The organism is Sporosarcina sp. 179-K 3D1 HS (assembly GCF_047228905.1).
Classification (GTDB): domain Bacteria; phylum Bacillota; class Bacilli; order Bacillales_A; family Planococcaceae; genus Sporosarcina.
Window position 1 is genome coordinate 1 of record NZ_JBFEGI010000001.1, and the last position, 11,502, is coordinate 11,502.

At 45.7% G+C, this 11,502-nt stretch carries 9 protein-coding genes and 1 riboswitch; of the genes, 1 reads left to right on the forward strand and 8 read right to left on the reverse strand.

Annotation, left to right across the window (positions count from 1 at the left end; all coding sequences use genetic code 11):
- Window positions 1–311: 311 nt before the first annotated feature.
- Together AB1K83_RS00005 and AB1K83_RS00010 are read right to left on the reverse strand one after the other, a co-directional pair.
- Window positions 312–1,622, reverse strand: a complete 1,311-nt coding sequence (locus tag AB1K83_RS00005) for a nucleobase:cation symporter-2 family protein (RefSeq protein WP_413056099.1) — start codon at window positions 1,620–1,622, stop codon at window positions 312–314.
- Window positions 1,619–2,206, reverse strand: coding sequence for a xanthine phosphoribosyltransferase (locus AB1K83_RS00010; RefSeq protein WP_413056100.1), 588 nt, complete (start codon window positions 2,204–2,206; stop codon window positions 1,619–1,621). Before AB1K83_RS00010 ends, AB1K83_RS00005 begins: the two co-directional genes overlap by 4 nt.
- Before the next feature lie 333 nt (window positions 2,207–2,539).
- Window positions 2,540–2,641: riboswitch (purine riboswitch) on the reverse strand.
- A 231-nt stretch (window positions 2,642–2,872) separates the two neighbouring features.
- On the opposite strand from AB1K83_RS00010, the gene AB1K83_RS00015 reads away from it, so the two are divergent.
- Window positions 2,873–4,045 (forward strand): CynX/NimT family MFS transporter, encoded by a 1,173-nt coding sequence (locus AB1K83_RS00015; protein WP_413056589.1) that lies wholly within the window; start codon window positions 2,873–2,875, stop codon window positions 4,043–4,045.
- A 45-nt stretch (window positions 4,046–4,090) separates the two neighbouring features.
- On the opposite strand, the gene AB1K83_RS00020 is transcribed toward AB1K83_RS00015, so the two are convergent.
- From AB1K83_RS00020 to AB1K83_RS00045, 6 genes are all read right to left on the reverse strand, one after another.
- A complete protein-coding gene (locus AB1K83_RS00020) occupies window positions 4,091–4,861 on the reverse strand; it encodes an exodeoxyribonuclease III (protein ID WP_413056101.1) in 771 nt (256 codons plus the stop codon).
- Window positions 4,862–4,957: 96 nt separating this feature from the next.
- Window positions 4,958–6,082 carry an NAD(P)/FAD-dependent oxidoreductase gene (locus AB1K83_RS00025; protein WP_413056102.1) on the reverse strand — a complete coding sequence of 375 codons (1,125 nt, stop codon included), beginning with the start codon at window positions 6,080–6,082 and terminating at the stop codon, window positions 4,958–4,960.
- 16 nt (window positions 6,083–6,098) lie between these two features.
- Window positions 6,099–8,228 carry an EAL domain-containing protein gene (locus tag AB1K83_RS00030; protein WP_413056103.1) on the reverse strand — a complete coding sequence of 710 codons (2,130 nt, stop codon included), beginning with the start codon at window positions 8,226–8,228 and terminating at the stop codon, window positions 6,099–6,101.
- Between the two features lie 374 nt (window positions 8,229–8,602).
- On the reverse strand, window positions 8,603–9,400 hold the full coding sequence (locus tag AB1K83_RS00035; protein ID WP_413056104.1) for an ABC transporter ATP-binding protein: 798 nt from the start codon (window positions 9,398–9,400) through the stop codon (window positions 8,603–8,605).
- A complete protein-coding gene (locus tag AB1K83_RS00040) occupies window positions 9,375–10,427 on the reverse strand; it encodes an ABC transporter permease (protein ID WP_413056105.1) in 1,053 nt (350 codons plus the stop codon). The genes AB1K83_RS00035 and AB1K83_RS00040 overlap by 26 nt, the downstream gene beginning before the upstream one ends.
- Before the next feature lie 22 nt (window positions 10,428–10,449).
- On the reverse strand, window positions 10,450–11,481 hold the full coding sequence (locus tag AB1K83_RS00045; protein ID WP_413056106.1) for an ABC transporter substrate-binding protein: 1,032 nt from the start codon (window positions 11,479–11,481) through the stop codon (window positions 10,450–10,452).
- Window positions 11,482–11,502 lie beyond the last annotated feature (21 nt).

Consider the following 11,502-nt stretch of genomic DNA (forward strand, 5'->3'; position numbering starts at 1 on the left):
TGCAGGCTTCCAAAAGAATAAACTTATCTTATCTGATCCACGTCTTCTTATGAAGGTGTGGATCTTTTGACGCTTACGATCATATCTCCTCGCAACCGATCATAACTCTCGAAGACCGCCCATATCTCCTAGCAACCGATCATAACTCTCGAGGACCGCTCATTTCTCCTCGGAAACGCCTATAACTCTCGGGATCCGCTCATATCTCCTCTTAAACGCCCATAATCGAAAACTCAATCCTCCAGCCAACACCTCGTTATCTACACAAAAAAGACCGAGCCGGGAATTTCCCCGGCTCGGCGCTTACTTCGTTATGCTTCCTGCTTAGCCAATAGAACTGCTGCTTCATTCTCTTTCCGCTCTTTTCTCTTCTTGGAAGGCATCATATTGAACATGATATTAAGCGTGATAGCAGCAGTACTTCCTGCCACAATCCCGTTGCTTGTCAAAATTTGAACACTTTCTGGAAGCCTGGCAAAAAGCTCGGGTACGACTGAAACTCCCAGGCCTAGCCCGACCGAACATGCAACGATCATCGCATTTTCTTGAGAATCCACGACTACTTTACTCAACATCTTAATGCCTTGCGAAATGACCATCCCGAACATCGCCACCATCGCACCACCCAAAACCGCATTCGGAATGATGATGGCCAACGCGGCAATTTTCGGCATGAAACCGAGCAAGATAAGCATTCCCGCTGTGATCGCAATGACTCGACGCGATTTAACGCCCGACATTTGAACTAAACCAACGTTCTGAGAAAAGGTCGTGTACGGGAATGCGCTGAAAATCCCGCCGATTACCGATGCTAGACCTTCCGCCCGGTATCCTCTCTCCAAATCTTTCTGCTTCAAATCTTTTTTACAAATATCCCCTAAAGCAAAATACACACCCGTTGATTCAACAAGCGAGACCATCGCAACTAACGTCATGGTCAGTATAGGGAGAAGATGGAATGTGGGAGTTGCGATGTAAAACGGCTGGATCATATGGAATACCGCCGCCTCTTTCACCGGAGCAAAGTTGACAACATTCATGAAGACTGCTGCAACCGTACCAGCCACCATTCCAAGCAAAATGGAGATTGATCGTAGAAACCCTTTGGAAAAGCGATAAATTAAAATAATCGTAAGGAGTGTCCCGAACGACAATGCCATATTTTTCGCTGATCCAAAATCCGGAGCTCCCATGCCACCGCCCATATTGTTAAGCGCGACCGGGATTAACGTCACTCCGATGATAGTCACAACGGAGCCGGTGACAACCGGCGGAAAAAAACGGACTAGGCTACCAAAAAAGCGGCTGATAATAACAATAATTAGACCGGACGCTATGATGGCGCCGTAGATGGCGGAAATCCCAAACTTGTCACCAATTGAAATCATCGGTCCGACCGCAGTGAATGTACAGCCGAGGACGACCGGCAAACCAATTCCGACAAAACGATTCGTCACGATCTGAAGGAATGTCGCCACACCACACATCAAGATGTCGATGGACACAAGATACGTCAATTGTTTCGCGTCCAGCCCGATAGCCCCCCCTACAATAAGCGGGACGAGTACGGCACCTGCGTACATCGCTAGAAGATGCTGGACTCCTAAAATTGTCGATTTCACCGGGATGCTACCTCCTCAGCAAATGTCGCTTGTCCAACTTCAAGTGAGGTTAAAATGGCCAACGACTCCACCCGGATCCCCCGCTCGCGGATGATCGAACCACCTGACTGGAATCCTTTCTCGATCACAATCCCCACACCTGCCAATTGGGCCCCGGCCTGTTCCACAATGTCCAGTAACCCAAGAACTGCCTGGCCATTCGCTAAAAAGTCATCAATTAAAAGCACCGTATCCTCACTCGTCAAGTAATCTTTGGATACCGATATTTCATTCGTCTCTTTTTTTGTAAATGAATGGACACTTGCCGTGTACAAATGATCCACCAATGTCAGGGATTTGCGCTTTCTGGCAAAGATGACCGGCACGCCGAGTTCAAGCCCCGCCATGACGGATGGTGCAATTCCCGATGATTCGATTGTCACAATCTTGGTGATTCCTGCCTCTTTGAAACGCTCTGCGAATTCCTTGCCGATTTCCTGCATAAGCACGGGATCAATTTGGTGATTTAAAAACGAATCGACTTTCAGCACTTCTTCCGACAACACCTTGCCATCTTGTCGAATTTTGTCTTTCAACAACTTCACTTTGAAGTCCTCCCTATATGTCAAAATCAATTGCGCCTCGGCGTAATTGCGTCCAGATTTTGAATCGAGCTTGAGGCCTGCGTGATGCAGGTCATGCAGTCGTTGCGACAGGACGTCGCGCTTTTAGACTGCCTTCCTCTTAACTCCTTTCAAAATCTGTGACATCCGCCGGAGGCTTTAACTTCATTCAGCTGGGGTATGAACCCCAGCTGAATGAAGTTAAAAAAAGCCCGATTGATACTGTTCCAATTCATACCCATGAGTGGAACAACATCATCCGAGCTTGTAAATCAGATGAAAAGAAAAGAACGTTCCTCATACTGGAGGACGATCTTCCCTTTTGTTGCTTCTCATAGTCGATCCGTTTACGGCAGATCGGTAGAAACTTGCGAGCCCTATTCCCGCGATTATATGAGGTCATATTATTAAAGAAAGAATAATGGTTTTAGTATAGCATGTGTTTTTCATATTTCAACAGCTGTCGAAATATAAAAAGATTCTATATATTCCAATTCGACAGGATTAAAGTCTAACAAATACCTTATTTACATGTTTTATGCTATGGTTGAAAATCATAGGCTTCTTCGGAGGGTATATTCATTGAAACAAGACACTGCAATTCATTCTACTAGAAAGTTAAGTTTTCCAAGCCATCTGTGGCTCTTAATGATTGGTATCGTCTGCATCGCATCCACACTCCGATCTCCATTGACTTCGGTTGGCCCTATTATTGAGCAGATTCGGGAAGGGACCGGCATTTCCAACTTGTTGGCAGGGTTCTTGACGACTATTCCGTTACTTGCTTTTGCCATCATCTCGCCATTTGTCCCTAAAATTTCAAGGCGGTTCGGCTTGGAAAAGGCCTTATTTTTTTCTCTTTGTTTATTATTATCCGGAACAATTATTCGCTCTCTCGGGACTACATCTCTATTATTAATAGGAACATTCCTCATCGGAATCGCAATTGCATTCGGAAATGTGCTATTGCCGAGTCTATTAAAACTTAGCTTTCCATTGCATGTCGGATTAATGACCGGAATCTATTCGATGTCGATGAACATTTCTGCAACGCTCGCTTCAGGGGTAGCCGTCCCGATCGCAACCGAAACAAGGTTCGGATGGCAAGGAGCATTGGGCGTGTGGGGTATTTTAGCTTTCATCGCGGTGCTCGTTTGGCTTCCACAACTGCGACACAACCAAAACAGGGCTATGCCGACAACGAAAAAAACAATGAGCAAAGACACGCCACTTTGGCGATCGCCGATTGCTTGGAGTGTCACCTTTTTTATGGGTCTCCAATCGTTACTATTCTATACTACTTCCGCTTGGATGCCGGAAGTATTGAAGTCGGATGGATTAAGCGCATATCGGGCAGGGTGGATGTTATCACTTCTCCAATTCGCCCAATTGCCGATGACGTTCATCATTCCCATCCTAGCGGATAAAATGAAAAACCAAAGAGTCATCGTACTTGGTGTCGTGACATTGTATGTACTCGGATATGGAGGGGTATTGGTAGGCGGATCTGCATTCACTCCCCTTTGGATGATTCTGATCGGAGTTGCGGGAGGGGCGTCATTTGGACTGGCGATGATGTTTTTTACCCTGCGTACCCATACTCCGCAACAAGCGGCAGAATTATCCGGGATGGCGCAATCGCTCGGTTATGCGCTGGCAGCTGTCGGACCGGTATTATTCGGATCCCTGCATGACGTGACGGGAGCCTGGATCTTGCCGATGACCACGTTATTTATCTTCATCTTCCTGTTATTAATAAGCGGATTGAATGCGGGAAAAGATGAATTTGCTTTTCCGTCACCCGGTCAAATTAAGAGCTGAATAAAAAGGGCTTTCGGTCACTTACGATCGGAAGCCCTTTTTCATTCAGTTTTCGGTATATTCGACATCTAGTTCCAATACGATCGGGCAATGGTCGCTCCCCATGATATGTGAATGGATATCTGCGGATTTCAAAAAAGGCGTAAGCCGCGAGGAGGCCAGGAAATAATCGATCCGCCAACCGATATTGCGCTCCCTAACCTTATTCATATAGGACCACCAAGTATAAGCATCCGCCAGGTCTGGGTTGAAATGCCGGAATGTATCAATAAACCCTTCCGACAAAAGTAACGTCATCTTTTCCCGTTCTTCATGAGTGAATCCCGAGTTGCCGATATTGGATTTTACATTTCGTATATCGATTTCTTGATGGGCTACATTCAGATCTCCACATAAAATAACCGGCTTGACGCCATCCAACTGTTTTAAATAAATACGCATCTGTTCTTCCCACTCCAACCGGTAAGGAAGTCGCGCCAAGTCCCGTTGCGCGTTCGGAGCGTAAACATTCACCAAATAAAATCCTGGAAATTCAAGCGTCAAAATTCTACCTTCGGGCTCCTCTACCATTTCTCCGACTCCATATGTAACAGACAGCGGCTTTTCTTTCGTAAAGACAGCTGTTCCAGAGTACCCCTTTTTTACTGCATAATTCCAATATTGATGGTAGCTATCGAGCTGCAAGTCGATTTGACCTTCCTGTAATTTCGTCTCTTGTACGCAGAAGATATCTGCATCCATTTCTTTGAAATAATCCAGGAACCCTTTTCGTACACACGCCCGCAACCCATTAACATTCCATGAAACCAACTTCATCTATATTTGACTCCTTTACATGCAAACAAGCATATATCCTACTGCTTTCATGAGTGGATCGGAATGCTGTTTCCAAAGACTTTCATATCCGCCACCTCATGATATGATCGCTTGCGATACATCATATAAATCCAGATCGATGTCCAATGAACCCGATCCTTCCGTAACCAGTTTAGCCATTTGCCAGCCTAAAAACGGGCCAACCGTCAATCCGGAAGCCCCAAGGCCATTTGCCAAAAACAGCCCTTCCACTCCAGGCACTTCACCGATGATCGGTAGAAAACCAGGGGTGAACGGACGATAGCCGACACGTGCCTCGGCAAATTCCCCGTCGTTTAGCCCCGGTGCCACCGACAATGCTTTATGTAATATCTCCGCTAATCCGCCAGCGGTCACCCGCAAGTCGAACTCCTTATCATCCTCATGTGTCGCCCCCATGACGATCCGTCCTCCCTCAAACGCGAGGATGTATTGGTCATTGGGCGGCATGACGACAGGCCAATCGCTTGTCTCAACATCTTCCAATTGCAAATGGATAATTTGCGCTTTCTGGCCTTTCACTTGCAGGTGAATTCCAATTGGTTCCAGTAATTCCGAGGCCCACGCGCCAGCCGTAATGATAATCGTATCAGCAAATATCTCCTCATCCCTGATGCGGATTCCAACTATACGATCTCCATCCAAAAGCAACTGTGCAGATCCTTCTCGGACCAACGCTCCATTCTTTTTGGCCGCCCGTATAAGCGCATTCCGCAATTCACGTCCATTTACTCGCGCTGCGCCACTTATATAGACAGAGCTATAGTCCGGTCCCACCGGCGGGAAAAGGTCCGATGTTGCAGTTTTTGATATTTGGCAGATTTCCCCCACTTCAGGAGCATCTTCTCGCCGCTTCCGGGCCCGCTCCTCCATTTTCGCCAACTTTCCTTCATCCATATGAAGACTGACGGCCCCGACCCGTTTATATCCGGTCTCCGCCTCGCCAACCTCTTCCAATTGTTGGATTAACGATGAATAATAGGAAGCTCCGCTTTTCGCGAGGGAATACCATGCTTTATTGCGACGTTGGGAGAGCCAAGGACAGATGATTCCAGCTGCTGCATCCGTCCCTTGGCCCGCGTCCTGCCGATCCACAAGCAGTACCTCCTCCCCCGCTTTCGCTAAATGGAACGCGGTGGAAGCTCCTAAAATCCCTCCACCAATCACGATAAATTTTTTCAATGCCAACACTCCAGTTTTAAGTCATTCCACCCTTGAAGAGTTTGCGAAGTTCTGAATCGGATAATGGCTTGCTGAATAAAAACTCTTGACCGCAATGACATCCGATGGTCAATAGCTCAGCCGCTTGCTCATCAGTCTCGATCCCTTCCGCAATCACTTCCATATCAAGCGTCTCTGCAATTGTCAGAATCGCTTTTACAATTGCTTTGCTATCTTTATCTTTGTCAATTCCGTCAATAAATAGTTTATCAATTTTTAACGTATCCACCGGCAATTCCTTCAGGTAACTAAAAGAGCTATAGCCTTTTCCAAAGTCATCAATCGAAATACGGACGCCGAGTTCCCGCACCTTTTGCAAGATGGCCGAAGCATCATGAACGTCCATGAAGGCACTTTCAGTCACTTCAATTTCAAGAGCCTGGGCATCCAGACCGGTTTCCTTTAATATCGAATCAACCATATTGACAAAATGCAATTCAAACAATTGCTTGACAGACACATTGATGGAAATTCGTTTAATCGGCAGCCCTGCCTGGAGCCATTCCTTCATTTGCTGGCACGCTTTTTTCATGACCCATTCGCCGAGACGGACAATCATCCCCGTCTCTTCTGCTAAAGGGATGAATTTCGCCGGGGAAATGATGCCGAGATCGGGATGTTCCCAGCGCAACAAGGCCTCAACGCCGATCCATTCCATTCGGGAAAAATTAACTTTCGGTTGGAATTGCAGAAAAAACTGACCTTCATCGATTGCTCTTTGCATCTCACTTTCCAATTGTGCCCGTTCGTTTGATTTTTCTTTCATTTCCGGAGTGAAGGGGGCATATCCGCCACGCCTGCTATCTTTCACCGAATCGAGTGCAGTAGCTGCCTGCGATAAAAGGGAGCTGAAATCATTCGAATGATTCGGATGGGAAATGGTATAGCCGATGCTGCAAGAAACGGTAAGGCAATGATTCATGAGCTGCATTGGTTCTTGAAAGCTTTCTTGTATCCTTTCTGCGATTTGGACGACAAAAGAATCATCCAGAATAGCGGGAAGAAGAATCGTAAACTCATCTCCCCCTAGACGGGCGACGAAATCATTTTCCCGAAGAGTTGCCTTGATGCGGTCAGCCGCTTTTTGCAACAGCAAATCTCCTGTTTCATGTCCCCACGAATCATTAATCATTTTAAAGCGATCTAAATCTACAATCATAACGGCGACGCGAAGGCCTTTCCGATCCGATTTCTCCAATTCTTCCAAAAGCCTCTCCAGGAATAGCCAACGATTTGGTAGTTTAGTCAACGAGTCGTAGTAGGCAAGCCGGTGGATCAATTCATCCTCTCTTTTCCTCTCTGTAATATCCCTAGCAATGAACGCAAATTGGGATACCCTGCCATCTTTGTCGTGGATCGGATTGATGGTTGTCTCAAAGTGGAGAGTGGAGCCCTTCATCGGTTGAATACGAAACTCTGTTTTGGAAATCAATTTATAATGATCGGTAATTTCATTCATTTCTTGTTGAAGCATCAACCAATCTTCTTCGTGCACCCAATCTTTTAGCTCCGTCCTCATCATGGATTCCGAGTCGAAGCCGAACAAGGTTTCAACAGAGGGAGATAAATATTCAAATCGGCCATTACGATTGAAAATACCGATTAAATCCGAAACGTTTTCCGCAACTAGAAAAAAACGTTCCTCATTCTCCCTTAATCTTTGTTCCGCTTCGACTCGTCTCGTAATATCATTGCGGATCGAAACATATTGAAACGGTAAACCGTCTTCGTCCAAAAAAGGGATGATGGTCGTATCGACCCAATAATACGATCCATCTTTTGCACGATTCCTGATCTCGCCTCGCCATACACTTCCCGACCCGATCACTTTCCACAGCTCCTTGAAAAACTTCGGCGGATGATAATCGGAATTGACGATACGATGCGTCGCCCCGATTAATTCAGACCGAGTATAGCCGGAGATTTTGCAGAATGTATTGTTGACATACTGGATCACTCCACTTTTATCGGTGACAGCGACGATCGAGGATTGGTCCAATGCTTTTTTCATGTTCTCCACATCTCCCGTCATGGGAAACGCATGTTCACTTTGCTTTCGATCCATTTCTTGGAGTTCAGAAGTATTGCCGGTCTGATCATACATCATCTCGTATCAGCTCCCGATCTGTTCATCCGATAGCGTTCCCTCGCTCCGGTGATTTTATATCTGTTTTAAGGGTGTTTCCAATTCTCCAACAATCCAATAAATCTTCTAACAACACTATAAATATTTATGTATGTATCTCGGCTGCTTGTGAATGGTTCTGTTTCAGGGTTCATTATGATATAGGCTAATATACTCAAGCTTTATAAATGAAAAACCGACCAATAATTATTGGTCGGTTGCACCTTCCGCTCTCAACCAATCATAGTTCCAATGCAGGATAATCGCGTGCTTTTTCGGCTGCAATATTGTACCCTAATTGTACTAGTTTTTGGTTACTTTGGAAAGGTGGAAGTTCATATTCCGGAAGATTTCGGTCATACCGATAAGAGAGCTGCGTCACTCGTCAATTTCTCACCGCGAATCCGCTGGAATTCAGCCATTAGCTTTTCGATGGACAGTTGTTTCTTCTCTTCTTCCCCTACTTGCAAGATGATTTGTCCCTTATCCATCATAATGAGGCGGTTCCCGAGATCGAGTGCTTGCTGCATATTATGAGTGACCATCAACGTTGTCAGATTATCCTTATCAACAAGACGTTTTGTCAGTTCCGTAATTAGCGCTGCACGAGCCGGGTCCAAGGCTGCCGTGTGCTCATCCAACAACAAGATGGAAGGTTGAGTGAAAGTGGCCATAAGTAAGGACAATGCTTGGCGCTCCCCGCCAGACAGAAGTCCGACTTTGGCATTTAACCGGTTCTCTAAATTTAAGTGAAGCGTTTCCAAAGATTCCCGGAAAAATTCGCGGCGCTTTTTATCGACTCCGCCGCGCAGTCTTCTTTTCTTATTTCGGGAATAGGCCATGGCGAGATTTTCTTCAATTGTCATAGTCGGAGCAGTTCCCGCCATCGGATCTTGGAAAACGCGGCCAATCATCGTGGAGCGTTTATATTCCGGTAATTTCGTTACGTCCTTACCGGCAATTTCAATTGTGCCGAAGTCCGGTGTCAATGCACCGGAAACCATGTTCATCATCGTGGATTTACCTGCGCCGTTACTGCCGATGACAGTGACAAAATCTCCCGGCTCCATATGGAGGTTGATTTCATCCAACGCAATCTTTTCGTCCGGCGTCGATTCGTTGAAGATCTTATTGATGTGTTTTAATTTCAGCAACGCCATTCGCCTCCATTTTCAAACCGTCATTCTTTTCAAGCAAACGTTCTGCACGGCGTTTCGACTTCCTGCTTTTTTCCCGGCGCTTTTCAAAGTATTGTGGGAAGATCAACGCACAGATGACAATGACAGCCGTTATCAGCTTCATGTCTCCTGTATCCAACAGGTCAATACGAAGTGCCAGACCAAGGACGATTCGGTAAATAATCGCTCCTGCTATAACCGCCAATGTCGTCCGCATGATCGTTTTCGTTCCAAAGATCGCTTCTCCAATAATGACGGATGCCAGACCGATGATAATCATCCCGATCCCCATACCTATATCAGAAAATTTTGAATACTGGGCAATCAAAGCTCCCGAAAACGCGACAAGTGCATTGGAAAAACCGAGACCGATAATTACCAGTGTATCGGTGTTCGCTGAGAAACTGCGGATCATCTTTTTGTTATCCCCTGTCGCGCGGATGGCAAGACCGACTTCCGTTTTTAGGAACCAGTCTACACAGAATTTGATGATCAGCGTGATAAAGATCATGACAAACAATGTACCCCATGTTGAAGGGAGGAATTTGACTCCAAGCATACCGAAAAAATTATTGATCGCCTGATCGATTCCTAGTGAACCCCAAAAAGATTGGAATTTACTGAACATTGTATCAGCGTTGAATAAGGGGATGTTTGGACGGCCGACAGATGTATCCGACGTCATCCCCATAATCCGTAAGTTGATCGAATACAATGCGATCATCATTAATATCCCTGATAAGAGCGCATTGATTTTTCCTTTAGTGTGCAATAATCCTGTAATACACCCTGCTGCAAATCCGATGACCAATGCTACACCCGTTGCGAGCAACGGATGATATCCGAAGAATATCATCGTCGCTGCAACTGCGGCACCTGTTACGAAACTACCATCAACAGTCAAATCTGGGAAGTCAAGTACACGAAATGATAAATAGACGCCTAACGCCATGATCGCATAGATGATTCCTTGCTCAACTGAGCCAAATACAGCTGAAAACATGCAATATCATCTCCTAACTAAATTATTCGGCAAACTCTGCGTTCCACTCGTCTTTGATGTCTACGCCAAGCGTTTCAGCCGTCTCTTTGTTCATGATCAATTTCAAGTTTTGCGGGATTTGGACTGGCATATCAGCTGGAGTGCTTTCGCCTTTCAGAATCTTGACCGCCATTTGCCCTGCTTCATATCCAATATCATAATATTCAAAACCATATGCTCCTAGTCCGCCACGTTTCACCGAGTCAAATTCTCCAACCATCATTGGAAGCTTGTTTTCATTCGCCACGGAGACAACGGATTCAAGTGCGGAAACAACCGTATTATCAGTAATGATATAAAGCGAATCCACTTTTCCAAGTAATGATTCTGTCGCTTGTTTGACGTCTGCAGAAGTTGCCACAGATGCTTCCACTACTGTCATATCCATATCTTTCAAGATTTCTTTTACTGCATCGACTTGGGATCGGGAGTTTTGTTCACCCGAGTTGAATACCATACCTACATTTTTAGCACCAAGTTCTTCTTTCAAGAATTTCATTGTTGTCGGAATAGCTTCGGGATGGTTATCAATCGTTCCCGTGACATTGCCTCCCGGGCTTTCCATTGATTGGACCAATTCCGCACTGACCGCGTCTGTTACAGATGTGAAGATAATCGGAATATCAGATGTGGCTCCTGCTACCGCCTGCGCACTAGGCGTTGAGTTGGCAAAAATCAAATCAACGCCGGAACTTACCAGGTTATTAGCGATTGTCGTATTGGCACTGTTGTCGTTTTGAGCATTTTGGATATCATATTCGACATCCAGCCCAGCGTCTTCCAAAGCTTTCCTAAATCCGTCAAAAGCAGCATTCAAAGATGGGTGTTCGACAATTTGCGTGACCCCAACTTTGTACTTAGTCGCTTCTTCAGATTGTGCAGCGTTTTCTGGCTCTTTGTTATCGTCATTGGATGGTGCTGGCGACTCACTCGTACTTCCATCCTTTCCACATGCCGCCAAAACAAGCAGCAGAGCAAATAATAGAATTGCATACTTTTTCCAAGCTTTTCTCATAAAAAATTTCCCCCTTTAATA

Bases quoted from the DNA above. Each gene is read 5' to 3' on its own strand.
- AB1K83_RS00020 (WP_413056101.1), bottom strand. From the start codon at position 4,861: ATGAAGTTGGTTTCATGGAATGTTAATGGGTTGCGGGCGTGTGTACGA.
- AB1K83_RS00015 (WP_413056589.1), top strand. From the start codon at position 2,873: ATGATTGGTATCGTCTGCATCGCATCCACACTCCGATCTCCATTGACT.
- AB1K83_RS00045 (WP_413056106.1), bottom strand. From the start codon at position 11,481: ATGAGAAAAGCTTGGAAAAAGTATGCAATTCTATTATTTGCTCTGCTG.
- AB1K83_RS00030 (WP_413056103.1), bottom strand. From the start codon at position 8,228: ATGATGTATGATCAGACCGGCAATACTTCTGAACTCCAAGAAATGGAT.
- AB1K83_RS00040 (WP_413056105.1), bottom strand. From the start codon at position 10,427: ATGTTTTCAGCTGTATTTGGCTCAGTTGAGCAAGGAATCATCTATGCG.